The 26,996-nt window shown below is 70.0% G+C and carries 19 protein-coding genes; 7 read left to right on the top strand and 12 right to left on the bottom strand.

Annotated elements, in window-relative coordinates; all coding sequences use genetic code 11:
- Positions 1–107: 107 nt before the first annotated feature.
- The 3 genes from OJ997_RS09875 to OJ997_RS09865 all read right to left on the bottom strand — a co-directional run bounded on the left by OJ997_RS09875 (position 108) and on the right by OJ997_RS09865 (position 10,466).
- Positions 108–7,718 (bottom strand): OmpL47-type beta-barrel domain-containing protein, encoded by a 7,611-nt coding sequence (locus tag OJ997_RS09875; RefSeq protein WP_270024918.1) that lies wholly within the window; start codon positions 7,716–7,718, stop codon positions 108–110.
- 246 nt (positions 7,719–7,964) lie between these two features.
- On the bottom strand, positions 7,965–10,085 hold the full coding sequence (locus OJ997_RS09870; RefSeq protein ID WP_270024917.1) for an MMPL family transporter: 2,121 nt from the start codon (positions 10,083–10,085) through the stop codon (positions 7,965–7,967).
- A 3-nt stretch (positions 10,086–10,088) separates the two neighbouring features.
- Positions 10,089–10,466, bottom strand: a complete 378-nt coding sequence (locus OJ997_RS09865; RefSeq protein ID WP_270024916.1) for a hypothetical protein — start codon at positions 10,464–10,466, stop codon at positions 10,089–10,091.
- A 191-nt stretch (positions 10,467–10,657) separates the two neighbouring features.
- Here OJ997_RS09865 and OJ997_RS09860 point away from each other — a divergent pair, with 191 nt between their 5' ends.
- The 3 genes from OJ997_RS09860 to OJ997_RS09850 are packed head-to-tail and all read left to right on the top strand — an operon-like array spanning position 10,658 to position 13,710.
- Complete coding sequence (locus OJ997_RS09860) at positions 10,658–11,518, top strand: plastocyanin/azurin family copper-binding protein (RefSeq protein WP_270024915.1); 861 nt, start codon at positions 10,658–10,660, stop codon at positions 11,516–11,518.
- The gene (locus OJ997_RS09855; RefSeq protein WP_270024914.1) at positions 11,519–12,991 is read left to right on the top strand and encodes a multicopper oxidase family protein; all 1,473 of its coding nucleotides are present in this window, start codon (positions 11,519–11,521) and stop codon (positions 12,989–12,991) included. It abuts the gene before it with no gap.
- Positions 12,991–13,710: a cupredoxin domain-containing protein gene (locus tag OJ997_RS09850; protein ID WP_270024913.1), complete on the top strand. Its 720-nt coding sequence runs from the start codon at positions 12,991–12,993 to the stop codon at positions 13,708–13,710. The genes OJ997_RS09855 and OJ997_RS09850 overlap by 1 nt, the downstream gene beginning before the upstream one ends.
- Positions 13,711–13,775: 65 nt before the next feature.
- Here the strand turns inward: OJ997_RS09850 and OJ997_RS09845 are convergent, their stop codons facing one another.
- From OJ997_RS09845 to OJ997_RS09820, 6 genes are read right to left on the bottom strand one after another with little or no spacing between them, the layout of a single operon-like run.
- Positions 13,776–14,636: a sugar phosphate isomerase/epimerase family protein gene (locus OJ997_RS09845; RefSeq protein ID WP_372517885.1), complete on the bottom strand. Its 861-nt coding sequence runs from the start codon at positions 14,634–14,636 to the stop codon at positions 13,776–13,778.
- A 4-nt stretch (positions 14,637–14,640) separates the two neighbouring features.
- The gene (locus tag OJ997_RS09840; protein ID WP_270024911.1) at positions 14,641–15,870 is read right to left on the bottom strand and encodes a substrate-binding domain-containing protein; all 1,230 of its coding nucleotides are present in this window, start codon (positions 15,868–15,870) and stop codon (positions 14,641–14,643) included.
- A 32-nt stretch (positions 15,871–15,902) separates the two neighbouring features.
- Positions 15,903–16,913 carry an ABC transporter permease gene (locus OJ997_RS09835; RefSeq protein WP_270024910.1) on the bottom strand — a complete coding sequence of 337 codons (1,011 nt, stop codon included), beginning with the start codon at positions 16,911–16,913 and terminating at the stop codon, positions 15,903–15,905.
- Entirely contained in the window at positions 16,910–17,941 is a 1,032-nt protein-coding gene (locus tag OJ997_RS09830; RefSeq protein ID WP_270024909.1) for an ABC transporter permease, read from the bottom strand. Before OJ997_RS09830 ends, OJ997_RS09835 begins: the two co-directional genes overlap by 4 nt.
- The gene (locus tag OJ997_RS09825) at positions 17,938–19,440 is read right to left on the bottom strand and encodes a sugar ABC transporter ATP-binding protein (protein WP_270024908.1); all 1,503 of its coding nucleotides are present in this window, start codon (positions 19,438–19,440) and stop codon (positions 17,938–17,940) included. The genes OJ997_RS09830 and OJ997_RS09825 overlap by 4 nt, the downstream gene beginning before the upstream one ends.
- Positions 19,433–20,539, bottom strand: a complete 1,107-nt coding sequence (locus OJ997_RS09820; protein ID WP_270024907.1) for a Gfo/Idh/MocA family protein — start codon at positions 20,537–20,539, stop codon at positions 19,433–19,435. The genes OJ997_RS09825 and OJ997_RS09820 overlap by 8 nt, the downstream gene beginning before the upstream one ends.
- 135 nt (positions 20,540–20,674) lie before the next feature.
- On the opposite strand from OJ997_RS09820, the gene OJ997_RS09815 reads away from it, so the two are divergent.
- The 3 genes from OJ997_RS09815 to OJ997_RS09805 all read left to right on the top strand — a co-directional run bounded on the left by OJ997_RS09815 (position 20,675) and on the right by OJ997_RS09805 (position 24,469).
- A complete protein-coding gene (locus OJ997_RS09815; protein WP_270024906.1) occupies positions 20,675–21,787 on the top strand; it encodes an ROK family protein in 1,113 nt (370 codons plus the stop codon).
- 145 nt (positions 21,788–21,932) lie between these two features.
- Entirely contained in the window at positions 21,933–23,162 is a 1,230-nt protein-coding gene (locus tag OJ997_RS09810; protein ID WP_270024905.1) for an ROK family transcriptional regulator, read from the top strand.
- A 188-nt stretch (positions 23,163–23,350) separates the two neighbouring features.
- The gene (locus tag OJ997_RS09805) at positions 23,351–24,469 is read left to right on the top strand and encodes an ROK family transcriptional regulator (RefSeq protein ID WP_270024904.1); all 1,119 of its coding nucleotides are present in this window, start codon (positions 23,351–23,353) and stop codon (positions 24,467–24,469) included.
- On the opposite strand, the gene OJ997_RS09800 is transcribed toward OJ997_RS09805, so the two are convergent.
- The 3 genes from OJ997_RS09800 to OJ997_RS09790 are packed head-to-tail and all read right to left on the bottom strand — an operon-like array spanning position 24,466 to position 26,127.
- Positions 24,466–24,759: a hypothetical protein gene (locus OJ997_RS09800; protein ID WP_270024903.1), complete on the bottom strand. Its 294-nt coding sequence runs from the start codon at positions 24,757–24,759 to the stop codon at positions 24,466–24,468. The two genes, OJ997_RS09805 and OJ997_RS09800, sit on opposite strands and share 4 nt — an antisense overlap.
- Before the next feature lie 10 nt (positions 24,760–24,769).
- On the bottom strand, positions 24,770–25,603 hold the full coding sequence (locus tag OJ997_RS09795; protein ID WP_270024902.1) for a hypothetical protein: 834 nt from the start codon (positions 25,601–25,603) through the stop codon (positions 24,770–24,772).
- Complete coding sequence (locus OJ997_RS09790; protein WP_270024901.1) at positions 25,600–26,127, bottom strand: RNA polymerase sigma factor; 528 nt, start codon at positions 26,125–26,127, stop codon at positions 25,600–25,602. Before OJ997_RS09790 ends, OJ997_RS09795 begins: the two co-directional genes overlap by 4 nt.
- Before the next feature lie 71 nt (positions 26,128–26,198).
- On the opposite strand from OJ997_RS09790, the gene OJ997_RS09785 reads away from it, so the two are divergent.
- Positions 26,199–26,996: an alpha/beta fold hydrolase gene (locus tag OJ997_RS09785; RefSeq protein WP_270024900.1), complete on the top strand. Its 798-nt coding sequence runs from the start codon at positions 26,199–26,201 to the stop codon at positions 26,994–26,996.

Here is a 26,996-nt window from a genome sequence, read left to right as displayed (position 1 = left end):
GAACGCGGCAGCCGACTTCGTCGGCGCCAAGCGCGATTGCTTGGTCTCTCTCCAACACGCGAAGGCGGCCGCCCTGACCAGGGGCGGCCGCCTTTCCCTGCCTGTGCCTATCGGCGCGTGAGCGTGACGCTCCGCGTCGAGCTCTTCGCGGACTCACCCTGAGCCTTGAGGCTCACCGCGAGCGTGACCTTCACGGACCCCTTGGCCTTCGCGAGGGCCTTCTTGACGGTCTTGCTGACCTTGAACTTCACCGTCTTGCTGCCGGCGCTCGTGAACTTCACGGACGCGGTGGCGAGCGTGGTCGACTTCAGGCCGAGGGCCTTGGCGACCTTGCTCGAGACGACGAGCTTGGCGGAGCCGGTCATGGCCTCCGTAGCGGTGACCTTGACCGACAGGCCGCTCTTGGCGAATCCGGCGACCGAGGTCTTGACCGGCTCGCTGACGCCGAACCACGGCGCCTGAGTCGGGGCCGCGTCCGGGCCCTTCGGCGCCGGGGCGGGACCGCCCTGGACCGAGGAGACCGTGATCTGGACCGACTTGGTGGTCTTGCCGCCGCGCGCGTCGGTGACCGTCAGCGTCGCGGTGTGCACGCCCGGAAGCGTGTAGGTGTGCAGCGGGTTCTGCTCGGCCGAGAAAGAGCCGTCGCCGAACGCCCAGACGTAGAGCAGGTTGCGCCTGTCGCCGTCCGGGTCGTCGGGGTTGGCCGAGAACTGGACCGGCAGCGGCGCCGAGCCCTGGGTCGGGTCCGCGGCGATGGTCACCGTCGGCAGCACGTTGGCCGCCGGCGACACCGTCACCGTCTCCGTGCGCGTCGCCGTGCCGCCCTTGCCGTCGGACGCGGTCACCTTCACGTTGTACGTGCCGGCGGTCGTCCAGGTGTGCGTCACGTCGGCGCCCGTGGCGCTCGTCTGATCGTCGAAGTCCCACGTGAACGTGAGCTTGTCGTTCTCGGGATCGTGCGCCTGCACCGTGAGCTGCAGCTGCATCGGGTTCCCGTGCGGGCTGAGCTTGCCGATGCCGTCGATCACCGGAGCGGCGTTGCCCGGGGTGTCCGTGACGGTGATGACCACCGTCTTGGACGCGGTCGCGCCGCTGCCGTCGCTCACCGTCACCTTGGCGGTGTAGGTGCCCTTCGCCACGTACGTGTGCGTCGGGTTCTGCTCGAACGAGCCCATCGAGCCGTCGCCGAAGTCCCACGCGTAGAGGAGGTCTTCCTCCTCACCGTCGGGGTCGTTGCCGGTGGCGGTGAACTTGACGCTCAGCGCCGCCGCGCCGCCCGTGACGTTGGACCCGAGCTCGACGGTCGGGGGCTGCACGCCCGGCGCCGTCACGGTGACCGTGACCTCCTTGGAGGTCGAGTCGCCCTCGTCGTCCGTGGCCGTGACCTTCGCCGTGTACGTGCCCGGCTTGGTGTAGGTCCGCGTCGCGGCGCGCCCGATGACGCTGCCGTCCACGAACTCCCACTTGTAGCTCAGCGTGCCACCGTCGGGGTCATAGCCCGAAGCGGTGAAGCGGGTGAGCAGCGGAGCCTGGCCGCTGGCCGGATCGGCGAACGCCTCGATGATCGGGAAGCCCGGATCGGGGATGTCGATGCCGAACGCGACCGACTTGGTGGCCTCCACGTTGCCGGCCTTGTCGGTCGAGCGGAACTCGACCGTGTGCTGGCCCTCGGCCTCGACGGTGACCTCGGACGCGAACGGGTTGGCCCCGGCCGTGTTCGTGGCCTTGACCCAGTCACCCTGGGTCGCGCCGGTCTTCACGCGGTACTCGGTGAAGTCGACCTTCGACGGCGCCTCGCCGGACGGCGCGGCCGTGACGGTGGCCGTGCCGACCATGCCTTCCCACTTGTCCGTGGCGGCCGTGTAGAAGGAGTGGATCTTGCAGATGAAGGTCCACGTGCCGTTCTGATCGAACGTCTTCGACACCGACGCGCCGCCCGGGGAGACCGGGAACTGCGTGACCTGCGTCGGGCTGGCCTGGGTCGCGGCGTTGGGGGCGTTGACCCACACGTCGTGCGGGAACACGGCGTTCTCAGCGGAGAAGTTCCACTGGATCTTGTCGTTGGTGTTCAGCGCCACGGCCGCGGGCGTCCAGCGGTCGCCGCTGGCCTCGACCTCGACGGTCTTGGCCGCCGGGCCGCCCGGAGTGGGATCGTTGGCCGAGAACTTGACCTTGACGGGGCCGGAGTAGGTCTTGCCGGCACCCGGCGCGGCCGGGTCGAGCGTCTCCGTGGTGATCGGAGCGGTCTTGTCGTTGTTCGGCGCGGTGATCGTGAAGGTCACCGCCTTGGCGGCCTCCACGTTGCCGGCCGCGTCCGTCGCGCGGTAGTCGACGGAGTACACGCCCGGAGCCGTGAACTTCGGCTTGTTCGCCGGGTCGTAGGTCTCCCAGGCGAGCGCCGCGTTCGCGACCTTCGCCGCGCCCAGGGCGCCGAACGGGCTGGCCGTGTTGACCTGGAACTCGAGCTTGGACACGCCCGAGCCCGCGGCCTGGTCGGTCGCGGCGAGCGTCAGCGTGACGGTGCCCGTGTACGGGCCGGTGGCCGGCTCGAGGGTCGCCGTCGACGTCGGGGCCGCCTTGTCGACCTTGACGGTCGTCGTCTTGGTGGCCTCGACGTTGTTGTTCTTGTCGATCGAGCGGTACTCGATCGTGTGCGTGCCGGTCGTCGTCAGCGCGATCGGCGCGGTGTAGGTGGCGAACGCGCCGCCGTTGACCTTGTACTCGATGCGGTCCACGCCGGAGCCGTTGGCGCCGTCGTTGCCCGCGAGGGTCACGTTGACGTCCGACGTGTACCAGCCGGCCGTGCCGTTCGGCGCCGTCGGGGCCGCCGTGGCGGTCGTCGTCGGGGCCGTGGTGTCCGCGCCCACCGGGCAGTTGTCCGGGGTGACGCGGAAGTAGTCGACGTGCGCGATCGCCGGGTTGCCGTTCGACGGGAACGTACCGCCGGCGGGCCAGTTGTCCTGCGCGATCAGGCCGATGCGGGAGCCGGCCGCGTCACGGCGGGCACCGCTGGACGGGTTCAGGTCCCAGAAGGTCGCCGCACCCGGGAACGCGACCCAGTCGGCGTTGGCCGCCGCGGCGGGCGCGATGACCTGGTAGTGCGCCTGCAGGGTGTTGGCGCCGTCCACGCGCCGGTACCGCATCTTGATCGTCACCGGGCCGGTGTTCGTGGCCAGGATGTTGCGGTTGCTGCCGGCCGTGGCCCGCGAGCCCTCGGTCGTCGTCGGGTTGTCCTTGGAGCTCTCGACGTAGATGGCGCTGGAGCTGAGGCTGTGCGACAGCGTGGAGCGGATGAAGTTGTTGTCCCCGTTCCACACCACCAGGCCGATGTTCTGCCAGCCGCCGCGGTACTGAGCGGTGAACTGCGTCTCCACCGTCCAGTTGTTGCCGAGCGACGCCAGGTCCTGACCCAGGAAGTTGATCGGGCCGACCGACGTGTTCACGTCGGCGGCGTCGATCTCGAGGTCGTTCGTCGGCAGGTGGAGCTGGCCGCCGGAGACCGTCGGCGCGAGCGGGCCCGTGGTGGGCGTGCCGCCGTTGCGCGTGTGACGGAGCCAGCGCGGCAGGATCTCCGTGCCGTCGAACTCATCCGAGCGGTCGCAGACCGGCAGGTTGAGCTTGAAGGTGACCGACTTGGTCTCCTCCGTGTTGGCGGCCTTGTCCGTCGAGCGGAACTCGACGAGGTTCGTGCCGTTGCTCGAGACCGTGATCTGGTTCACGAACGGGCTCTCGTTGGCCGAGTTGCTCTTCGTGGTCCACTCACCGGCGACGCCGTTGGTGGTGATCCGGTACTCGGTCTTCTCGACGCCGGCGGCGTTCGTGCCGGTGTCGGTGGCGGAGAAGTTGACCTTCACCGCGCGGTCGTACGTGTCGCCCGTGGTCGGGGCCGCGGGGTCCAGCGTCGCCGTCGTGGCCGGCGCGACCGTCTCGCAGGACATCGGGTCCGGGGTGACCCGGAAGTAGTTCACGTCGACCGTGCCCGGGGTGCCCGTGTAGGGGTTGTTGCCCGTGGTGCCCGGGAAGTTGGACTGCGTGATGATGCCGATCCGGGACCCGGCGGCGTCACGGCGAGCGCCGGACGACGGGTTCAGGTCCAGGAAGCCGGAGACGTTGCCGAAGTTGACCCAGTTGGCGGAGGCGATCGCCGCCGGGGCCATGACGCGGTACTGCGCGTTGACGGTGTTCGCGCCGTTGACGCGCTCCATCCGCATGCGGATGGTGATCGCGTCGTTCTTGTTGGGCGCGATTGTGACGTTGCCACCGGCCTGCGAGCGAGCGCCCTCGGTGGTCGACGGGTTGTCCTTGGACAGCTCGGTGTAGATCTCGCCACCCGAGAGGCTGTGCGTGATCGAGGCGCGGAAGAAGTTGTTGTCTCCGTTCCACACGATCAGGCCCGTGTTCTGCCAGCCGCCCGTGTACTTGACCGTGAACTCGGTCTCGACGTTCCAGGCGGTGCCCAGCGAGTTCAGGTCCTGGCCGATGAAGTTCACCGGGCCGACGGACGTGGCCGCCGCGGCGGCGTCGAGCTCGAAGTCGGCCGTCGGCATGTGCAGCTGGCCGTTCGAGAACGTGAAGGCGCTCGCCGGCGAGCCGCCGTTGCGCGTGTGGCGCTGCCACTGCGAGCCGAGGGCGGTGCCGTCGAACTCGTCGGACTTGGCCTGCGTGCAGCCCGCGCCCGCGAGGATCCGGAACGTGGCCGACTTGACCGCGGACGTGTTGTTGACCTTGTCCGTGGCGCGGTAGTCGACCGTGTAGTTGCCGGCCGTGTTGAACGCGACGGGGTTCAGGTACGGGGTCCAGGCGCCGCCGTTGACGCGGTACTCGACGGTCTGCACGCCGGAGCCGCCGACCTCGCTGTCGGTCGCCGTCACGGTGAACGTGGCGGAACCGACGAAGTAGTCGCGCTGGTCCTTGTTGCCGGTCGTCGCGGCCGAGGTGGCCGGCGCCGTCGTGTCGTTGATCTTGAGGATCGTGAACGTGCTGGTCTTGACCGCGGACACGTTGTCCTTGCGGTCGGTCGCGCGGTACTCGAGGTTGTAGGTCTTGCCCTCTTCGAAGGTGAGCTCAGCCGAGTAGGGCAACCACTCCGTGGACCCTTGCTGGCGGTACTCGATGCCCTTGACCCCGGCGCAGCCCGAGTCGGTGGCGGCGAGCTTGACCTTGGCCGTGTTGACGTAGGTGTTGGGCGTGTCCGGGTAGGCCTGGCCGGTCACGTCGGCCGACGTGTTCGGCGCGTTGGTGTCCGTGATGCACTCGTCCTGGACGTTGAACGAGATCTTCACGATCTGGTTCTGCTGGCTCGCGTTGGTCTGCGCACGGCAGCAGCCGACGGAGTAGCGGGCCATGTACAGGTTGCCGTCGTCACCGAACTGCGTGCCGATCACGAGGCTGGAGTTCGCGCCCGACGGGTTGACGCCGCCGTTGTACGGGAGCCAGTCGCTGACGCGCAGCATCTGGTTGTTGTCCTTGCGGAGCTTGACTTCCTTCCAGAAGCCGTTGTCGGCGCCGCGGTTGTTGATCAGCCAGGAGCCGTCGTAGTAGCGCGGGAACGCGCCCTGGCCGGCCGTGCCCTCGGGGTAGCGGTAGATCGGGCCGGTGATCGGCTGCATGCCGCCGGCGTCGAGGTTGCCGAAGTCGGCGGCGCTCTGGCCGTCCGCGGCGCCCGAGTACTTCTTCCAGATCGTGGCCTTCTCGACCGGGCCGGGCAGCGTGTCGAGGCCGTCGAAGGTCGGCTCGACCGCGGTCTGGCCCGCCGGCGCGTAGCGGATGTCGGACGGCAGGCTCGTGGCGTTGCAGTCGTACTGCTGGCCCGTCGTCGCGTTGGTGGCGTAGTTCCACTTGAACATGGTGTTCGCGGTGGAGTTGTTGCCGACGCAGAACGGCCAGCCGTGGTTGCCGGCCTTGCTCACGAGGTTCCACTCGCAGGTGCCGGCCGGGGAGCGGTTGGCGCCGTTGGCGGAGTTGTCGTGGCAGTACTCGCCCATGCCCACGGTGCCCGGGTTCGCCGGGTCGGTGTGCACGGTGAACGGCTGGCGGAAGCCCATCGCGTAGATCTCGGGACGGGTCTTCGCGGTGCCGACCGGGAAGAGGTTGCCGGTGGGGATCGCGTACGTCGAGTCGACGACAGGCTCCGCGTCGGCGGGGATGTCACCCAGCTTCGGGGTGATGCGCAGGATCTTGCCGCGGAGGTCCGCCGAGTTCTGGGAGGTCTTGCGCGCGTCCCAGCGCTCCTTGGCGCGGAAGTCCATCGGCGCGTAGTTGTTGTGGCCGCCGCCGCCCGGCGCGACGTCGTCACCGACGCCGAGGTACAGGTTGCCGGCGGAGTCGAAGTCGAGGCCGGCGCCGCCCACGTGGCCGGGGCCGTCGGTGCTCGGGCAGCCGGCGCAACCGGCGGGCGAGCCGGAGATCTTGGCCTTGGGGACGCGCAGGATCACGCGCTCGGAGCCCGGGACGGCAGCGGTGCCGTCGGCGGTCAGCGTGAAGCGGCTGATCTGGTTGTACCCGACGACCTGCTGGCTGCCGGACATCGGCCACGCGGCGTTGCGCGGCGAGTAGTAGACGAAGAGGTTGCGCTTGGTCGGGTCGGTCAGGTCGAAGCCCGGCTGCAGGCTCATGCCGAGGACGCCGTCCTCCGAGTTGCCGTGGTCGGCGCGGGTCAGGATCGAGGCGACCGTGGTCTTGTTGCCGGCCGGCTTCGTCGGGTCGTACATCTTGATGTAGCCCGTGGACTCGAGCGAGATCGGGTTGCCGATCTCCGACCAGTAGATCTTGCCGTCCTTCGCGACGTCGATGCCGATCGGGTTGTTGGCGTCGGCGACGACGACCTCACGCGTGTAGGAGGACCACACGGTGCCCGAGCAGTCGGACTTGCGGCCTTCACCGGCGGCCCAGCGGACGCCGCCGACGATCGTCTTGATCAGGTTGTTGTTGCCGCCGTTCTCGGTGTACTGCGACCCGAAGTGGCCCATCGACGTGACCCACGTGCGGCCGTCCGTGTAGGACTTCGGCGTGCCCGTGTTGTCGTTGATGTTGTCGCCGTCGTAGAGCTTGCACCACGTGATCGGGTGGTCCTGGCCCATGGCGTTGCCGCCCGGCGTGTAGGTGCGCTCGTCGATCGTCGCGAGCACGTGGTGCGTGCCGCGGACGTTGCGGCGGAAGTTGTAGTGCTCGTCGCCGAACCCGTACTGGTCCGGGAGGTCCTTGGAGGAGAGGTGGTTGTGGTCGGCAACCTGGATCTGGCCGATGTTCGTGGTGCTGGTGGCAGCGTGGCCGGCCATCGTGGCGCCGATGACGGAGTTACCGTTGTTGCCGTCCCACCAGTTCCACGTCTCGGCGGTGGTGCCCATGTCCGAGGCGTTGTGGACGGCCGCGATGCCGCCGCCGTTCTGGACGTACTTGATGATCGACGCCTTCTGGGCGTCGCTCCACAACGGGCCGGGAGGCCCGGCCGAGGAGTTCAATAGAACGACCGCGTCGTAGCGCGCGAGGTTCGCGTCGGTGAAGATGCGCGGGTTCTTGTCAGCGTTGTCGCAGTTCGTCGCGCCGCCGCCGTTGTTGGTGCAGTCCTCCCAGTCGACGGTGTAGCCGGCCGCCTGGATGGCGGAGACGACCACGGGACGACCGTTGTTGATCGCGTCCGTATGACGGAAGCCGGTGGTGCCGGTGTAGACCAGCACGCGCTTGGTGTCCTGCGCACTGGCGAGTGCCGGGACGAGCATCGCGAACACAGTCGCGAGTGCCGCGCACAGCAATGCGACACGCCGTACGGGCATGCCGAAGGGACCACGATTGACCATCCCTGAAACTCCTCCTCGCCCGGGGCCCAGATTCCCTCTCTCCCCCGGACATATCGCTGGCTATATGGACGCCTGTGTGCCGGTCTCTCACGGAGTTCGGCACATACCTGGCGGCGAAGCTACTCCACTTCAATCTTCGGTGTCAAGACCTTTTGCTCCACTTGATACCTAAGTGCCGGCGGTCCTGGGCCACCAATTGCGCTCGCCCAACAGAACGGCGACGGAGGGCACGAGCAGGGCCCGCACCAGGAACGTGTCGACGAGCAGGCCCAGGGCGACCACGAACCCGACCTGGAACAGCGACTCGAGCGGGAGGGCCATCAGCACGCTGAAGGTCGCGGCCAGCACCAGGCCGGCGCTCGTGATCACGCCGCCCGTGCGCTCGAGGGCGGTGACCACGGCCGCGCGCGTGGAGTCCGCGCCGGCGCGCTCCTCGCGGATGCGGGCGAGCAGGAAGACGTTGTAGTCGACCCCGAGGGCGACCAGGAAGATGAACGCGAACTGCTCGAGCGTCTGGTCGCTCGCGGGTTGGTCCATCACGTGCGCGAACAGCAGCGAGCTGACGCCGAGCGCGAAGCCGAAGGACAGGATCACGGTCGCCATCACGTACAGCGGCATGACCACGGCGCGCAGCAGCACGGCCAGGATGACCAGGATCAGCAGCAGCCCGAGCGGCACGATGATCCGGTTGTCGCGCTTGAGCGCCTCGCGCGTGTCGTAGGCCTCGGGCACCTCGCCGCCCAGCAGCACGCGCCGACCGCCCGCCGCCTCGCGGGCGGCCTTGCGCAGGCCGGGCACCGAGTCCGTGGCCGCGTCCGAGAACGGGTCCATCTTCAGGTACGCCTGCGCCAGCGCGAGCTCGGACTCCTGGCCCTCCCGCGGCGGGATCGAGCCGGCGAACAGGTACATCTCCTGGACCGGCGTCGTCAGCCCGGTGGTCAGGCGCGAGATCACGGCCTCGCCGTCGGCGTAGTCCATGACGACCTCGACGGGCGCGGCGCGGCCGGGGATGAACCGCTCGCTGATGATCTGCTCGCCGCCGACGGACTGGGGCGGGGTGCGGAACGCCTCCGAGAAGTCGAGCGGCTCGCGGCCGCCGAGGTTCCCGAGCGCCCCGGCGACGAGCACGAGCGTGACCGCGACGGCGGTGGCCGCGGGGTGGCGCTCGACCAGCTGTCCGACGCGCCGCCAGAGCGGGGCGACCGGGTGCGGATCGGCCTCGACGTGGGGCACGGCGGGCCAGAAGGCGCGCCGGCCGAGCACGCCGAGCAGGGCGGGCAACAACGTCAGCCCGGCCACCACCATGACCGCGATCCCGAGCGCGAGGATCGGGCCCATCTCGCGCGTGGCGTTGAAGTCGGCGACGGCGAGCACCAGCATCGCGGCGATCACGATCGCGCCCGCCGACAGGATCGCGGGGGTTGTGCGGCGGCTCGCGTTCGTGATCGCGGCGTCGACGTCGGCGGTGCGCCGGAGCTCGTCGCGGAAGCGCGCGACGAGCAGCAGGCAGTAGTCCGTGCCCGCGCCGAACATCAGCACGATCAGGATCGCCGTCGACTGGCCGCTCACGGTGGTCACGCCCGCCCGGACGAGCAGGTAGGTCAGCCCGCCCGCGACCACGTACGCGATCCCGACGACGAAGATCGGCACGAGCGCCATCAGCGGGGAGCGGTAGATCGCCAACAGCAGCAGGACGAGCACCGTGCAGGTCACCAGCAGCAGCGTCTCGTCGATCGTCTTGACCGCCTCGCTGCGGTCGGCCTCGAAGCCGACCTCGCCCGTCACCCACGCCTTCAGCCCGGTCTCGTCGCCCTCCGGGGGCGGGACGATCGCGCGGATCGTGCTGACCGCGGCCTCCGCGACCGGCGTGCTGTCGTCGGTCATCAGCGCGGACGCCAGCGCGACGCTGCCGTCCGGCGAGGTCAGCAGGCCCGGGCCGCCCGGGCTCAGGTCCAGCGGGTCCTGGTCACCGCACGCCAGCCCGTACGGCGAGCCGACCAGCTTGAGCGTCGGGATCGTCGCCGCGGCGCAGATCCGCGTCATGTCGTCGGTGATCCGCAGGCGGTCGTCGGAGGTGATCCCACCGTCGCGGAAGTACGCGATCACTGCCGCGCTCTCGTTGCCCGCGCGGAACCGCTCCTCGATCACCCGCTTGGCCTCGGCGGACTCCGAACCGCGGGCCAGGAACGTGTCGCTCTCGTCGGCCGCCCGGGTCTGGAGCGGCCCCTGGAGCGGCGCCATCGCAGCGGCGAACAGCAGCCAGAGGCCGATTACGGCCCAACGCGGCATCCCTTAGATGCCGCCGCCGACGCCTTCGATCCGGGTGATGCGGCCCTTCTCCGTGTAGACGTAGATCAACTTCGGGTTGATGTCGATCGGGACGGGCTGCCCGGCGCCGTCCTGCACGGACACGACGATGTCGCAGCCGCCCTGGCCGGCCTTCTCGCGGGCTTCCGCGAGCCGCATGCCGATCAGCACGGACGTGTCGAACGCGCCCTTGGCGGGCCTGAGCTCGGGCTGTCCACCCGCGCCGGTCTTGCCGGTCGGCTCGAGCGGGCACCTGAGCGCGCTCAGGTTGGTGCCCTTGGTCGTCTTCTCCTCCTCGCCGCCTCGGGCCGCGATGGCGATGCCGGCGACAGCCAGCACGATCACGACCACGAGGGCAAGCAACCACCTCGTCCTCACGGGGAGCGAAGCTAGCAAGCAGCGAACGCAATGACAACGACTTCTGAACAATGCCCCTCCCACTTTTGTCCAAGGCAAGACTGTTTCCTCGCTTGCGCGCCAGAACCGTGGTAGCTTCCGCCGCGTGTCGGCCTAAGCCTGGTTAGGCGACGCCGCCGGGTTTGAGGAGAACAGGGATGAGGACCGAAAACAGCCGGTTGCGCCGGTCAGGAGTGCTTGCGGCCACGGCCGCGCTGGCCGCTGTCGGCATCGCGGCCGGCGTCGGCGTCGCGGGGGCTCGCGAGAGCGTGACGATCTACTCGGTGGAGAACGGGGCGACCCCGTGCTTCTCGCTGCAGACCACGGGCCCGTGCCCGGAGTCGCCGACCGTGACGATCCAGACGGGTGAGAAGGTCACCTGGAACTTCGCCGCCGCGAACGGCAGCTACCACAACGCGGAGGGCAAGACGGCGACGCCCGCCAACGACGCGTGGACCAAGCACAAGCCGACCCTCCAGGTGGGCGGCGTGCAGGAGTTCACGTTCGGCGTCGCGGGTGAGTACACGTTCGTCTGCGGCGCGCACCCGTCCATGACCGGCAAGGTCATCGTCGAGGGCAAGCAGGTGGAGACGCCGACGTCCACGCCCAGCGCGACGCCGACCGAGACCGCCACGGCCACGCCGACGTTCGCGGCCACGATCCCCCCGGGCGCCACGCCCACGCCGGACGATCACCTGACGACGCCCGCCCCGGGCAAAGGCGCGCCGAAGGACAGCGAGGCGCCGCGCCTGCAGAGCGTGAGCGCCAAGCGCGTCACGGCCGGGCTGCAGCTGCGGTTCTGGCTCTCCGAGCAGTCCACGCTCTCCGCGGTCGTCACCCGCAAGGGCGCGGCGCAGCCCGTGACGGCGGCCACCCTCCAGGTGCCGACCGGCACGCGCGCGCTCGTCCTGCGCACCAACGCGCTGCGGAAGAAGGGCACCTACACGGTCACCCTGCGGCCCGTCGACGCGATGGGCAACAAGGGCCTGGCGACCATCAAGACCTTGAAGGTGCGCTAGATGAGCGTCCGCCCGCCCGCCGACGCAGGGTCTTCGCGTCGGGACTTCATGCGCAACGGCTTCGGCTCGATCGCGCTGCTGTGCACGGTCGCCGCGCCGGACGCGCTCCGCCCGCGCAAGGCGACGGTGACGTCCGCGGCGATCCGCTCGCAGGCCAAGTCGCCGTTCGCGCCCTTCCAGCGCGACCTGCCGCGCATCCCCGAGCTGGTGCCGGTCAGCTCCACGCGCACGCGCGACACGTACGCGCTGACCGTGCGCGAAGGGCTCGCCGAGGTCCTGCCCGGGTTCCAGACCCCGATCTACGGCTACGACGGCGTCTACCCGGGGCCGATCATCCGCGCGCGCAAGGGTCGCGAGGTCGTGGTCCGCCAGACGAACGCGCTGCCGTTCGAGACCAACGTGCATCTGCACGGCGGCTACGTGCCGGCCGAGCACGACGGGCACCCGATGGACATCATCCCGGCGGGCGGCTCCTTCGACTACCACTACCCCAACGATCAGGACGCGGCGACGCTCTGGTACCACGACCACGCGCACGGCCGCACGTCGAAGACGCTCTACTACGGGCTCGTCTCGATGTACCTGCTCGAGGATGAGCTGGAGGCCGAGCTCGGGCTGCCGCAGGGCGAGTTCGACGTGCCGATCGTGATCGCCGATCACGCCTTCAACAAGGACGGCTCGTTCCGCTACGCCGAGAACGTCGACATCGGCTTCCGCGGCGACACGATCCTGGTCAACGGCGCGGTCTCCCCGCGCATGGCGGTGCAGCGCCGGCGCTACCGGCTGCGCTTCCTGAACGCCTCCAACGCGCGCTCCTACGCGCTGCGGCTGGGCAAGGGCCGTCCGCTGCTGCAGATCGCCGGCGACGGCGGGCTCCTGACGCGCCCGGTCCCTCGCGCGCGGGTGCCGCTGCACCCGGCGGAGCGCACCGACTTCGTGATCGACTTCTCCCAGTACGGGCCCGGCGAGGAGATCACGCTCTACAACGAGGACGGCGAAGGCGGCACGGTGCCGATCATGCGCTTCGACATCACCGGCGGGCGTGTGAGCGAGGAGTTCCGGGTCCCGACGCGCCTGCGTGACGCGGAGCCGCTGCCGGCGCCCAACGCGCGCCGCACCTGGAACCTCGCCCTCGGCACCGCCGCCTGGCAGATCAACGGCCTGAGCTTCGACCCGAACCGGATCGACGTGCGCCCGCGCCGAGGCAGCACCGAGGTCTGGACGTTCGTGAACAACTCCAACCGGGTGCACCCGATGCACCTGCACGGGTTCCTGTTCCGGATGATGGACCGCTCCAGCGGGCCCGTCGAGCTTGCCGACAAGCTCGGCTGGAAGGACACCGTCGGCGTGCTCCCCAACGAGACCGTGACGGTGCTCGCGTGGTTCGCGCCGTACGCCGGCAAGTACGTGTTCCACTGCCACGCGCTCGAGCACGCCGACAAGGCCATGATGCTGCAGATGGAGATCGTGTGATGCGCGTCGTCGTCCCGTTCACGGCCGCCGCGCTCCTGGCCGCCGCGCTCGCCCTTCCCGCCACCGCGTCCGCCGACGTGACCATCCAGGCCGTCGACGACGTCATCAACAACCGCTGGTCGTCCCCCGAGGTCTCCGTCAAGGTGGGCGAGAAGGTCACCTGGTCCTTCGCCGGCACGACGCTGATGCACAACGTCAAGTCGAGCTCGACCAACTGGTCGATCGACTCGCCGTTCGCCATCGCCGGCCCGTCCGTCTCCCAGACGTTCACGGCCGCCGGTAACTACGCGTACGTCTGCCAGCTCCACGCGGGAACGATGACCGGCGTCGTCAAGGTCACCGACGAGAGCGGCAACCCCGCTCCGCCGCCACCCCCGCCGCCCCTGAGCGAGCAGCCGTACGCGAACGACACGCCGCCGCTCGCCGTCTACGAGCTCCGCGACACCGTCGCCCCGAAGCTGGACCGCGTGAACGTGTCGCGCGTGCGGCGCGGCGTGCGCGTCCGCTTCCGCCTGTCCGAGGACGGCAAGGTCGCGGTGCGCCTCACGCGCGGCGGGCGAGTTGTCAAGACGCGCACGGTCGAGGTCGATCGGGGCACGGGCTCCGTGACGGTGTCCGGTTTGCGCGCCGGGACCTACGGCGTGCAGGTCAGCGCGAAGGACCTCGCGGGCAACGCCGCGTCGGGCAGCCCCTCGCGCGCGCGAGTAACTGTCCGCTGATCGTCGCGACTGACGAGTAGGTCGGGAGCGGGCTCAGCGCCCGCTCGACCGACACTCAGTCAGGTTCAGGCCGCGGGGACTTCAGCGAACAGCGAGCGGAGGAACTCGAGGCCCTCCACCGCGATGGCGTCCTGCGAAGACGCCAGTGGCCGCCAGACGGACGCCGCCGTGGCGATGGTCTCGTTCTCGGCCGTGAAGGACTCGATCACGACGGGGCCGTCGTAGCCGGTCGAGATCACGGCGTCGCGGAACCCGACCCAGTCGATGTGGTCGGCACCCGGCGCGCCGCGGTCGTTCGCGGACGCGTGCACGTGCACGAGCCGCGGGCCGCCCAGGATGAACGAGCCGGCGAAGTCCTTCTCTTCCACGTTGGCGTGGTAGGTGTCGAGCAGTAGGCCCACGGACGTCGGCAACGGATCGATGGCCTCGAGGGCCTGCTCGACCGTGTTGATCAACGACGTCTCGTAGCGCACGAGCGGCTCGATGCCGATCTTCACGCCCACTTCGCCCGCGTGGTCCGCAGCGGGCTTCAAGTTCTCGCGCAGCTCCGCGTACAGCGAAGCGCGCTCGTCGGCCCCGATCCGCCAGGTCCGGCCGGTCGAGGTGTAGATGGGGCCGGCGATCGCGCCGGCCCCAACCGTGGCCGCGACGTCCAGGCAGTCCCGAAGGAAGGCCTGGGTCGTCGCGACCGTTTCCGCGTCAGCGCCACACAACTCACGCCCCGGAGCCATCGCGACTGCGATCGAGGCACCCAGCCCGTGCTCGGCCAGGACCTCCGCAGCGTGCTCAGGACTCCAGTCCCCTAGCTGCTCGATCGGGAGCTCGACGACGTCGAACCCCATATCGCGCACCCGCGGCGCGAGCTGGGTCAGCCGCTCATCGGTGAGCGGGCTGGCCCAGATCCATGTGTTGGCGCCCAACTTCATAGTGCTACTTGCCGCCCCACTTCTGCGGGAAGCCCGGCAGGTCCTCGCAACCGCACAGCGCGTAGTACAGCGGCGGCATGTCCGGCTTGACGTACTGGTCCAGGTTCTCCTGCGTGATCTTCGGCTGCGGGAGGATCCACTCCTTCGGGACCTCTTCGCCCTTCAGGATCTTGGTGGTGGCGATGATCGCCGTACGCCACTGGTAGTTGGAGTACGTCGGGGCGATCGCCTTCAGGCCGTCTTCCTTCCACTTGGTCAGGAAGTCGTTCTGATCCTCGCCGGTGACGAACGGGATCTCCTGGCCGGCGTCCTCGAAGGCCTCCGTCATGGCGACGGCGGTCGCGCCGGCGTCCATCCAGACACCGTCGAGGGTGCCCTCGCGCTGCAGGTAGTCGGACACGATCGACTTCGTCTTGGCCGCGTCACCGTCGGTGAACTCGACGCCGACGACGTTCAGGCCGGCCTCTTCGAAGATGCCCTTGGCGCCCGACCAGCGGGTTTCGAGGACGTCCACGCCCGGCAGGATGCGGAGGGCGAGGATCTTCCCGCCTTCCTTGACGTTGTCACGCAGGAACTCGGCCGCGTCAGCACCGAAGGCGTAGCCGCCGATCGGGTGGATGAACGTGACCGGGCAGTCGGTCGTGACACCACGGTCGAACACGATGACCGGGATCTTGGACTCGCAGGCCTTCTCGACGGCCGGGGTCAGGGTCGCGGTGGTGTTCGGCGCGATGATGATCGCGTCGCACTTGCCACCGGAGACCATCGCCTCGATGTCGGAGATCTGCTTGTCGTCCTTCGCCTCGGCGTCGACGACCGTGAACTTGCCGATCTCCGGCGTGTTGTCGGCCTCGGCCTTCATCGTGATGCCACCGTTCTGGCGCCACGGGTTGTCGTTCGCGGCGTTCGAGAAGCACACGTTCCAGTTGTCGGCCTTCTTGGCCTTGAACTCGGTCGTGTCGACCATCTCGCCGGGCTCGATCATCTGCTCCCACGGCTTGTCGGCCGGGCCCTCAGGCGTGGCCGAGCGCTGCGCGAGCTGCTTGTCGTAGTCCGCCTGGACGAAGAACTCGGAGTTCTCGCCCAGGTCCGTCTTCGGGCCTTCGGTCGCCGTGGCGACCGGAGTCGCGTCACCGGTCGTCTCGCTGCCCGGGTCATCCGTGCTGCCGCAAGCGGCAATCGTCGCGCAACACGCCAGCAGGGCCGCGGGGCCCGCCAGTCTCCTCCAGATCATCCCTGTTCCTCCTCGTTGATTGTGCATCTGCTTCATCGGGCGCCCCGGAGCCGGTAGGCGGCAAAGCCGACGGCGCCGATGATGATCACGCCCTGGACGGTGTCCTCGAGCGCGCCGGAAATGCCCTGCAGGTTGAGCCACGTGAACAGCGCCTCGAGGGTGAGAGCACCGGCCATCGCGGCGACGACCGATCCACGGCCGCCCCCGAGCACGACCCCGCCCAGCACGCAGGCGGTGATCGCGTCGAACTCGAGGCCCTTGCCGACCTGGGCCGAAACCCCGCCGAAGCCTCCGAGCAGAATGCCCGCGACGGCAGCCAGGACGCCCGAGAGGACGAAGGCCAGGATCCGCACGCGGTCCACGCGCACGCCCGACAGGCGGGCGGCTCGTTCGTTGTCACCCGTGGCGATGAGCTGTCGTCCGAAGTCGGCCCGCATCAGCAACACCGATGCGGCACCGATCGCGAACATCAACAGCACCGACCACGGCAGCTGCTCGATCCACGGGATCCCCTCGATCCCCTGACGCCCGATCGAGCGGAAGTTGTCGGACAGCGCGCCGCGCGGCGCGCCGCCTGTCCACCAGAACACGGCCCCGTTGAGGATGAGCAACATCCCCAACGTCGTGATGAACGAGGGCACGCGCAAGATCGTCGAGATGAACCCGTTGGCGAACCCGACCACGGCGCCGATCACCAGCAGCAGCAGGATCACGGGCCACGTGCGGCTCGGCTCGCCTTCGATCAGCCGCGCCGCGACGACCACCATCACGGTCACCAGCGAGCCGACCGAGAGGTCGAAGTTGCCGCTGACGAGCACGAAGTACGCGCCGGCCGCGAGGATGACCAGCGGCGCGGAGCGCTTCAGGTAGGCCAGGAACGGGCCGGGCTCGGCGAACGTCGGGTTCAGGATCGTGATCCAGACCCAGAGGATCAGCAGCAGGATGAAGATCGTCCCGGTGCTGGCCAGCGCGCTCAGGAAGCGGCGGCCACGATCCTGCTCATCCGCGCCGAAGCCGGAGGCGGCGACGTTCTCGGTGCTCATGCCTTCTTCTCCTGGCGCCGCGCGTAGATGGCGACGGCGGCGATGATGACGATGCCTCGGACGACATCCCTGACGAACGAGTTGAACTCGAGCTGGTTGAAGACGTTGTCGAGCACGGCGAGGATGAAGACGCCGCCGATCGTGCCGATGACGCCGCCGCGACCGCCGGTGAGGGCCGTGCCGCCGAGCACCACGGCCGCGATCGACTCGAGGTCGTAGCCGCCGTCGAGCCCGACGGTCGGCGTGCCGGCCTTCAGGCGCGAGGCCAGGAAGATGCCGGTGATCACCGCGGTCAGCGAGCACACGATGTGCGCGCCGATGATCGTGCGGTGCGTGCGCAGGCCCGAGAGCTTGGAGACGTCCTCGGAACCGCCGACCGCGTAGACGCGGTAGCCGAAGCGGGTGCTGCGCAGGATGAACCAGATCACCACCGCGACGACGGCGAACAGGATGAACGACATCGGGATGACGCCGAACCGCGTGTAGCCGAGGTCCTGGGAGAACGCGTCCGTGACGCCGCCCTGCGGGCCGCTCCAGCCGTTCTCGATGATGCCGCCGAGGATCAGCGCCATGCCGAGCGTCGCGATGAACGCGTTCACGCGCAGCTTGGTGATGATCAGGCCGTTGGCGAGGCCGACGCCGGCACCCATCGCGAGGACGATCAGGATCGCCGGGATGACGTTGCCCGGCTGGCCGTCCATCTGCTGCGCGGTCACGAGCGACGAGAGCGAGATGAGCGCCGCGACCGACAGGTCCAGCGACCCGAGCAGGATCACGACCGTCTGGCCGAGCGAGACGATGCCGAGCGCGACCGAGCGCTGCAGCATGTTGACGATGTTGCCCGTCGTCAGGAACTCGCCGCCGTCGATGGTGACGACGATCCAGGCGAGGACGATGATGCCGATCAGCGCGCCGTAGACGGGCGCCGCCGGCGAGGCCAGCACGCCGACGCGCCACCCGGCCACGCGCTCCTTGCGCGCGGCCGCGCGCGTGCCCGGGCTCGACTCAGAAGGATCAACCACGGTCATGCCGCCACCTCAGCGGAGCCGGTCGCAAGTTCCATGATCTGCGGCTCGCTCGCGCCGCCGGGCAGCTCGCCCGCGAGCACGCCCTCGTGCATCACGAGGATGCGGTCGCTCATGCCGATCAGCTCCGGCAGCTCGGACGAGATCATCAACACGGCCACGCCGTCCTTCGCGAGCTTGCGGATCAGGTCGTGGATGCCGGCCTTGGCGCCGACGTCGATGCCGCGCGTCGGCTCGTCGAAGATGAGGATCCCGGGCTGGGTCTCCAGCCACTTGGAGAGGACGACCTTCTGCTGGTTGCCGCCCGACAGGAAGCGCACTTCCTGCTCGGGGCCGCGGGCCCGCAGCTCGGTCACCTCCGCGAGCTCCTTCACCGTCATCAGGCCGGGCGTCGAGCGCCGCTTGCGCGAGGGCATGACCGTCCGGACGGCGAGCAGCATGTTGTCCGAGATCGACTGCGCGAGCGCGAGTCCCTCGGCCTTGCGGTCCTCGGTGATGAACCCGAGACCGGCCTTGACTGCCTGGCGCGGATGCTTGAAGCGCTTGGCCTTGCCGTCGATCTCCACCGTTCCGTCGGCGATCGGGTCGGCGCCGAACACCGCGCGCGCGATCTCCGTCCGGCCCGAGCCCTGCAGCCCGGCGAGACCGACGATCTCACCCGCGCGTACCTCGAACGAGACGTCCCGCAGGAGCGCCGTGGAGAGGCCGGAGACCTTCAGGCGCACGTCGCCGAGGTCGTCCTTGGCGCCGCGCTCCGGGAAGTACCCGTCGAGCTCGCGGCCGACCATCAGGTTCACGAGCTCGCGCTGGTTGGTCTCGGCCGTGTTGAGCGTCTTGACGACGCCGCCGTCCTTGATGACCGTGATCCGGTCCGAGAGCGCGAACACCTCGCGCAGGCGGTGGGAGATGTAGAGGACGCCGACGCCGAGCTCCTGGAGCCGGCGCACGAGCGTGAACAGCAGCTCGACCTCGCCCTCGGCCAGCGCCGCGGTCGGCTCGTCGAGCACGAGGATGCGCGCGTTGAGCGAGCGGGCCTTGACGATCTCCACCACCTGCTGCTGCGCGACCGACAGCCAGCGCACCGGGGTGCGCGGCCCGAAGCTGGCCTCGCCGACCTCCTCGAGCAGCGCGGCGGTCTCGCGCTCCATCTTGCGGCGGTCGACGATGCCGGCCCTGACCGGCTCACGGCCGATGAAGATGTTCTCCGCGACGTTGCGGTCCGGCAGGAGGTTGAACTCCTGGTAGACGATGCCGACGCCCGCGGCCTGGGCCGCGGCCGGGTGGTGGAAGCTCACCTCCTGGCCGTCGATCCGGATCGTGCCCTCGTCGGGCGCGTGGACGCCCGCGAGCGTCTTCATCAGGGTGGACTTGCCGGCGCCGTTCTCACCCACGATCGCGTGGATCTCCCCGGCCCGCAGGTCGAGGTCGACGCCGTGGAGCACCTCCACGCCGACGAACGACTTGCGGATGCCCTCCATCTGGAGGAGCGTTTGTTCAGACATCAGCGGTCTCCGCGGTCAAGGCCGCCGCGCTCGGCACGTCGACCCAGGTCTCGGTCTCGGCGGACGCCAGCACGGCCGCGGTGATCCGGGCCGCGCGGAGTCCATCCCGGAAGTCCGGCAGCCCGTCGGGGGCCTCGCCCGTCGTCGCGGCGGCGTAGGCGTCGGCGACGAAGGCGTCGAAGCAGTCGTTGTAGCCCTGCGGGTGGCCCGCGGGGACGGTCACCAGGCGCGCGGCGGGCGCGGACAGCGCGGCGGGGTCGCGCTTGAGCAGCGTGACGCTCTCGCGGTGGCCGAGCCAGAGCGTCTCCGGCTCTTCCTGGTTGAAGGCGAGCGCTTCCTCGGCGGCGTCGATCTCGAGCGTGAGCTGGTTCTTGCGCCCGGCCGAGATCTGGCTGATAACGGCGCTGCCGACGGCGCCCTGGTCGGTCTCGAACTGCAGGATCACCGCGTCCTCGGTCACCCGGGCCGGGATCGAGAGGTAGGTGCGCGCGCTCACGCGCGTGATCCGGTGCCCCGTGACGAACTCCGCGAGGTCGCACCAGTGCGAGCCGATGTCGGCGAACGCGCGTGACGCGCCGCCGAGCTGCTCGTCCACGCGCCAGTTGTCGTCCTCCGGGCGCAGCAGCCAGTCCTGCAGGTAGCCGCCGTGGATCAGGCGGACCGGACCGGACGCTCCCGTGCGGATGCGCTCGCGCGCCTCGCGCACGGTGGGGTAATAGCGGTAGACGAACGGGACCGCGGTGACGCGCCCGGCGGCGGTCGCCGCTTCGAGCATCTCCTCGGCACCGCGGTCGTCGACCGCCAGCGGCTTCTCGCAGATCACGTGCTTGCCGGCGGCCAGCGCCGCTTCCGCCAACGGCCTGTGCAGATGGTTGGGCGTGCAGATGTGGACGACGTCCACATCAGGCGCCTCGACCAGCTCCTCCGCGGACGCGAACGCCCGCTCGGCGCCGAGCGCGGCCGCGGCGCGGACACTGCTCTCGGGCGAGGACGCGGCGACGCCGACCAAGCGCGCACCCGCGAGCCGCGCCGACCGAGCGTGGACAGCACCGATGAATCCCGTCCCCGCAATGGCGACGCGAACCTCTCCTCCAGACATGAGCGCGGACGCTAATTCTGCTTAGCCCAGATGTCAAGCAAAAGCATGCTTGTTTCTGGCGTACAACGCAACTTAATCCGAACCCAACGTCCAAACTTCGGTCCGGGTCCGACGCAAGTCTGGTTAACTCGCGGCATGTTCGAGGCCCCTGCGGGCGCGGGCGCCGTGTTGCGGCTGATCCGCGCCGAGCGCGCCACGACACGAAGCCAGCTCACGCTCCGCACCGGGCTTTCGCGCTCCACGCTGGCTGAGCGCGTCCACTCGCTGGTGACGCTCGGCCTCGTCAACGAGGCCGACGGCCCATCGACCGGTGGCCGCCCTCCGGCCACGCTCGAGTTCAACCCTACAGCGGGCGTGGTGCTCGCGGCGACCCTTCGGCCGAACTTTTGCCAGGTCGTCGTGTGCAACCTCGGCGCCACGCCGGTGTTCGAGCGCACCTATGAGAGCGCAATGATCGACCCCGCGGCCGTTCGGACATATCTCCAGGCCACGCTCGAGCACGCGCAGGTCCCGGCGCAGCGGGTGTGGGCCGTGGGGATCGGTGTCGACAGCGAGTGCGAGCAGGACCTGCGCGACGCGCTGCCGCACCTCCACGACGCGCCGGTGCTCGTCGACCGGCACGTGAACCTGCGCGCGCTCGCGGAGCAGTGGACGCACTGGCGTGCCGTCGACCACCTGCTCTACGTGTCGGTCGGAACCACGATCGAGTGCGGCATCGTCTCAGGCGGCCGCGTGCACCAGGGCGCGCGCGGGACGGCCGGCGGGCTCGGGCACATCGGCGTCCCCGGTCACGCGCACGTGCCGTGCGCGTGCGGGAACACGGGCTGCCTGGAGGCGGTCGTCGGTGGACGCGCGCTCGCCGAGCAGCTGCGCGCCGCCGGGCTCGAGGCCTCCTCTCCGGCGGACGTCGCCGCGCTGGCCCGCTCCGGATCGGCCGACGCCGCGCGCGCCGTACGCAGCGCCGGCCGGGCGGTCGGCGAGGTGCTCGCCGCGTGCATCAACTTCTACAACCCCGGGGCGATCGTGCTCGGCGGCGAGCTCGCCGTCGCCTCCCAGCACCTGCTCGCCGGTCTGCGCGAGACCGCCTTCGCCCGTTCGCTGCCGATGGCCACGCGCGATCTCGTCGTGAGCCCGACGCGGCTCGGGGAGGACGCGGGCACGACCGGCGCGGCCGTGATGGCGATCGAGCACGTGCTCGCCGAGGCGTACGTGGACCGCGTCGTGCAACGGCGCGACAACGGTGTCTGAAGCGGTTTGTCAGCGCTGAAACCTGTCACTTTCCCCTTTCGCCACGCAAAAGACCGGCGTTTAAGTTCGTGATCAAGCCCGCTTAGACCCGATACGTTCGTGAGTTGTGTCGATTTCGTGTTGCGTCTCTGGTTAACTCGCGCTCATGTTGACCGCAGGAGAGAGTCAAAGCCTCGGCGCGCCGGTGGGAGCCGGCCGTGTGCTGGGGCTGATCCGGGACGGAGAGGCGGTCACACGCGCCGACATCGCACGTCGGACAGGTCTCGCCCGATCGACCGTGGCCCAGCGCGTGGAGGCGTTGATGGCTCACCGGCTGGTCTACGAGGCGGGCGGCAGCGCGTCCACGGGCGGTCGTCCGCCGACCGTGCTCGCCTTCAACCGGGCTGCGGGCGTGGTGCTGGTCGCCGCGCTGGGGGCGACGCACGCGCGGCTCTCGGTGACCGACCTGTCGGGTGCGCCGCTGGCCGAGCGCGCCTACGACATGGACATCGCCCGGCTGCCGGAGCAGATCCTGTTCTGGGTCAACGAGCGCTTCACCGAGCTGCTGGCCGAGGCCGGCCGGGCCGGTGAGGACGTGCGCGGCATCGGCGTCGGGATTCCCGCGCCCGTCGCCTTCTCGCGCGGCGAGGCCGTCGCACCCCCGATGATGCCCGGCTGGGACGGGTTCTCGATCCCGGACTGGTTCGCCAAGCACTACGACGTGCCGGTGCTCGTCGACAACGACGTGAACATCATGGCCCTCGGGGAGCACTGGACGCACTGGCGCCACTGCGAGCACCTGCTCTACGTCAAGGTCGGCACGGGCATCGGCTGCGGGATCATCTCCGGCAACCGCATCCACCGCGGCGCCCAGGGCGCGGCGGGGGACATCGGGCACGTGCGGCTCGCGGGCCACACCGACGTGATCTGCCGCTGCGGCAACATGGGCTGCCTGGAGGCCGTGGCCGGCGGCCGCGCGCTGGCCGCCCGGCTCGCGAAGGCGGGGCTCGAGGCGACGACCGCGCGTGACGTCGTCCGGCTCGTGCGCGAGGGCGAGCCCGAGGCCGCGCAGGCCGTGCGTGACGCCGGCCGGGCGATCGGCGAGGTGCTGGCCGAGTGCATCAACTTCTTCAACCCCGGCGCCGTGATCATCGGCGGCGACCTGTCCGAGGTGCACCAGCAGCTCCTCGCGGGCATGCGCGAGATGTCCTTCGGCCGTTCTCTGCCGATGGCGACGCGCGACCTGCGGCTCGGGCATTCGCAGCTCGGCGACCGCGCGGGCGTGGTCGGCGCGGCGATCATGGTGATCGAGCACGTGCTCGACCCCGCGGTCGTCGACCGGATCGTCCAGGCGGATGCGGGGCTGCCCCGCGGTCGGCAGTGGTCCGCCGTCTAACGCTCACTTCGTCCAGATGATGAGAAAAGCGGTTCGACCTTCTGTCCAATCATGTGAAACTTTGGTCCAAATCCTTAGGTAAGTCGGGGGACTCCCTGGTTAACTGAAGGCATGGCGCAGGGTCTGAACGGAAGGAAGTCGTGACGGGAGCAGGGACGCTGCTGCGGCTCATCAGGAACGGCGACGCCGTGACACGAGCCGATCTGGTCAAGCAGACGGGGCTCGCGCGGTCGACCGTGGCGCAGCGCCTGGACGCGCTGCGCGAGCACGAGCTCGTGTACGAGGCGCACGCGAGCGCCTCCACCGGCGGGCGGCCGCCGACCGTGCTGATGTTCAACCAGGGCGCGGGCGTGGTCCTGGTCGCCGACCTCGGCGCCACCCACTCCCGCCTCGTCGTGTCGGACCTGGCGGGCACGCAGCTCGTCGAGATGACGTTCGACATGGACATCGCCGAAGGGCCGGAGCAGGTCCTGTCGACGGTCAAGCAGCACTTCGTCGCGCTGCTGGCGCAGGTGGACCGCACCCCGGCGGACGTGCGCGGCATCGGCGTCGGCGTGCCCGGCCCGGTCGCGTTCTCGCGCGGCGAGCCCGTCGCCCCGCCGATCATGCCGGGCTGGGACAGCTTCTCGATCCCGAGCTGGTTCGCCAAGGACTTCGACGGCCCGGTGCTGGTCGACAACGACGTCAACACGATGGCGCTCGGCGAGCACTGGACCCACTGGCGCGAGCACGAGCACCTGCTCTACGTGAAGATCGGCACCGGCATCGGCTGCGGCATCGTCGCCGGCCGTCGCATCCACCGCGGCGCCCAGGGTGCCGCGGGCGACATCGGCCACGTCCGGCTGGCCGGCCACGACGACGTGATCTGCCGCTGCGGCAACATCGGCTGCCTCGAAGCGGTCGCGGGCGGACGCGCGCTGGCGGCGAAGCTGAGCGACCTCGGCTTCGACGCCTCGTCCTCGCGTGACGTCGTCACGCTCGTGCGCGCGGGCGAGCCGCAGGCCATCCAGGCCGTTCGCGACGCGGGCCGCTGCCTGGGCGAGGTCCTCGCGGGCGCCGTGAACTTCTTCAACCCGGGCGCGATCGTGATCGGCGGCGACATCGCCGACGCCCATCAGCAGCTGCTCGCGGGCGTGCGCGAGGTCATCTTCCAGCGCTCGCTGCCGCTGGCCACGGGCGACCTGCGGATCGTCCCGTCCCGCCTGGGCGACCGCGCGGGCGTGGTCGGCATCGGGATCATGGTGATCGAGCACATCCTCTCGCCCGAGGCCGTGGACCGCGTGATCGAGCGGGGGATCGCCGCCTAAGGCCCCTCGCGCCGGTACCAGCCCTCGATCTCGGTCGCGACGGCCCAGAGCTGGCGTTCGTTGACGCGGACGCCGAGCTCGCGGTTCGCTGCGGCGAGCACGTCGGCGAGGTGGCCGGCGCCGGCGCCGTTGCGGAGCCGGCCCGCGAGCCGCATCGCCGTGCGCGCGTACTCGGCGTGGCGCGCCGGGTCGTCGCGGACGTCGAGCGGGTCCCAATGGGCGAGCAGCTGGGCTTCGAGCGCGGCCCGGCCCCCGTCGCGCCACCAGCCGAGCCAGGTCAGGTGATCCACGCCCGGCAGCCTACGGACAGGGTTCGATGTCCATCACCGATCGCTCGCGGCAGACCGTGCCGTCGTCGTACTTGACGTTCAGGGTCAGCCGACGGCCCTTGCGGGGCTTGAGGACGAACAGGTAGGCGCCGCTCTCCTCCGGGTCGGCCTTGATGCGGACGCCGCCGTACTCGATCTCGACGGCGCCCCGGCCGGCGAATCCGTACTTGACGACGCGCAGGCTGCTCGCCTTGCACACCGGCACGTTGCGGAGCTTGCGGCGGGTCTGTGGGGACATCGTCGCCTTGGGGTTGGCGACGTGCTCGCGGCACCCGCCGGCCGGGCTGAGGAAGCTGCCGGTGAAGCCGCTCGCGGGGATCGGCGGTCCGTTGTGGCTGAGCCTGAGGTCGCCGCCGGGCGGGCTCCCGCCGCAGACGCCGCTCTGGTTCGCGTCGGGGCTGAGCGGGTGGAAGCGCCCGTCGTCCTTGAACGTGCCGTCGCGCCCGATGACGCCGAGCTTCCCGTCCTGCACACGACCGACCTGCGCGCAGAAGATGTTCCCCGCCTTGTCGCGCGTGACCGAAAGCCCCCAGGGCAGCCCGCCACCGGGATCCTCGGCGCGCAGGCTCGTGAGCCGCGTCGTCCCGGGGTCCATGTCGGGCAGGGAGGCCCGTTGCTCCGGCGGGGCCTTCGGGACGGGGTCGCCTTCCGGCAGCAGCAGCTCGGCCGCTGCGAACGCGGTCGCCGCGAGCGCGAACGTCGCGCCCCCGCCGAGCAGCGAGATCCGCCACCAGGGACGGCGCCGGCGCTCCAGGGCCTCCGCCGCGCGCTGCAGCTCGCGCTCCAGTTCGGGCAGTCGCGTCATTCGTCCGTCCCCAGTTCGGCGCGCAGCGCGCGCAGGCCACGGCTGACCCGCTGGCGCACGACGCTCTCGGAGCATGCGAGCTGCTCGGCGAGCTCGTCGTAGCCGTATTCGTCGATCACGCGACCGCGCACCGCCCGCGCCTGGTCCTCCGGCAGCTCGTCCAAGGCCTGCTGGGCCGCTTCGTCACTGAGCTCGTCGATGCGCGCGATCGCGTGGTCGTCCAGCTCGAGCGGTTGCATCGCGAGCCGTTGCCGGACCTCGTTCTCCACCCGCCCGCGTTCCAGGCTGCGGCTGAGCACGTTGCGCGCGATCCCGAACAGCCACGCGCCCGCGTTTCCGCGTCTGGGGTCGAACCGCCGGCGCCCTTCCAGCGCTCGTGCGAACGTCTCGGCGGTGAGGTCCGCCGCGAGCTCCGCCGATCCGACGCGCTTGAGGTGGAACCCGAGCACGGCGTCTTCGTGCCGTCGGTAGAACGCCGCGTAGGCGCGCGCGTCTCCCTGCAGCAGCTCGGTGTCGGTCCGCATCTCGCCCGTACTTACGAGCGCTCTCGGATTTGTGACGATGAGTTTCCGGCCGCCGGTTCGTCTGGGTGGACATGAGCACTGCGAACGAGACCGGTTACGTCCCCGTCGGCGACCTGAACGTGTACTACGAGCTGCACGGCGAGGGCGGCACGCCGCTGCTGGTCCTGCACGGCGGGCTGTTCGACATCGACCAGCAGTTCGGCGCGCTGCTGCCGGCGCTGTCCGCCGATCGGCGTGTGATCGCGCTCGACTTCCAGGCGCACGGGCGCACCAACGACATCGACCGGCCGCTGAGCATCGCGGCGCTTGCCGAGGATGTCGTCGCCGTGCTCGCCCATTTGCACGTGGCGAAGGTCGACGTGTTCGGCTTCAGCGTCGGCGGCGCCGTGGCCGTCGAGCTCGGCGTCCAGCATCCGGAGCTCGTGCGCAAGCTCGTGGTCTCCTCCACGTCGTTCTCGCGTGACGGCGACCGCGGGGGGAACACGGAGGTCGTGATGGAGATGAAGGTCGAGATGATCGCCGGCACGCCGATGGAGGCCGCCTACCTGGCCAAGTCGCCGCACCCCGACCACGAGCACCTGCAGACGCTGCTCGACAAGCTCGGCGGGATCATGCAGCACACGCCCGACTGGACCGACGACCAGATCCGCGGCGTCTCCGCGCCCACCCTGATCACGATCGGCGACTGCGACATGGTCACGATCGAGCACGCCGCGAAGTTCCTGCGCCTGCGCGGCGGCGACGTCAACGGCGACTTCGACGGCGTCCCCGAGTCCCAGCTCGCCGTCTTCCCCGGCACGACCCACTTCAACGGCCTCGCGCGCACGGACCTCGTGCTGGCCACCGTGCTCCCGTTCCTGGATGCTTAG

The organism is Solirubrobacter phytolaccae, from assembly GCF_027587195.1.
Classification (GTDB): domain Bacteria; phylum Actinomycetota; class Thermoleophilia; order Solirubrobacterales; family Solirubrobacteraceae; genus Solirubrobacter; species Solirubrobacter phytolaccae.
The sequence above is the reverse complement of the archived record's forward strand: the minus strand, read 5'-3'. Positions and strand labels throughout refer to the sequence as shown.

Coding starts and splice junctions, on each gene's coding strand:
- OJ997_RS09850 (WP_270024913.1), top strand. CDS start 12,991: ATGCGCGTCGTCGTCCCGTTCACGGCCGCCGCGCTCCTGGCCGCCGCG.
- OJ997_RS09825 (WP_270024908.1), bottom strand. CDS start 19,440: ATGTCTGAACAAACGCTCCTCCAGATGGAGGGCATCCGCAAGTCGTTC.
- OJ997_RS09820 (WP_270024907.1), bottom strand. CDS start 20,539: ATGTCTGGAGGAGAGGTTCGCGTCGCCATTGCGGGGACGGGATTCATC.
- OJ997_RS09790 (WP_270024901.1), bottom strand. CDS start 26,127: ATGCGGACCGACACCGAGCTGCTGCAGGGAGACGCGCGCGCCTACGCG.
- OJ997_RS09875 (WP_270024918.1), bottom strand. CDS start 7,718: ATGCTCGTCCCGGCACTCGCCAGTGCGCAGGACACCAAGCGCGTGCTG.
- OJ997_RS09810 (WP_270024905.1), top strand. CDS start 21,933: ATGTTGACCGCAGGAGAGAGTCAAAGCCTCGGCGCGCCGGTGGGAGCC.
- OJ997_RS09815 (WP_270024906.1), top strand. CDS start 20,675: ATGTTCGAGGCCCCTGCGGGCGCGGGCGCCGTGTTGCGGCTGATCCGC.
- OJ997_RS09870 (WP_270024917.1), bottom strand. CDS start 10,085: ATGCCGCGTTGGGCCGTAATCGGCCTCTGGCTGCTGTTCGCCGCTGCG.
- OJ997_RS09830 (WP_270024909.1), bottom strand. CDS start 17,941: ATGACCGTGGTTGATCCTTCTGAGTCGAGCCCGGGCACGCGCGCGGCC.
- OJ997_RS09795 (WP_270024902.1), bottom strand. CDS start 25,603: ATGACGCGACTGCCCGAACTGGAGCGCGAGCTGCAGCGCGCGGCGGAG.
- OJ997_RS09785 (WP_270024900.1), top strand. CDS start 26,199: ATGAGCACTGCGAACGAGACCGGTTACGTCCCCGTCGGCGACCTGAAC.
- OJ997_RS09845 (WP_372517885.1), bottom strand. CDS start 14,636: ATGAAGTTGGGCGCCAACACATGGATCTGGGCCAGCCCGCTCACCGAT.
- OJ997_RS09860 (WP_270024915.1), top strand. CDS start 10,658: ATGAGGACCGAAAACAGCCGGTTGCGCCGGTCAGGAGTGCTTGCGGCC.
- OJ997_RS09840 (WP_270024911.1), bottom strand. CDS start 15,870: ATGATCTGGAGGAGACTGGCGGGCCCCGCGGCCCTGCTGGCGTGTTGC.
- OJ997_RS09835 (WP_270024910.1), bottom strand. CDS start 16,913: ATGAGCACCGAGAACGTCGCCGCCTCCGGCTTCGGCGCGGATGAGCAG.
- OJ997_RS09855 (WP_270024914.1), top strand. CDS start 11,519: ATGAGCGTCCGCCCGCCCGCCGACGCAGGGTCTTCGCGTCGGGACTTC.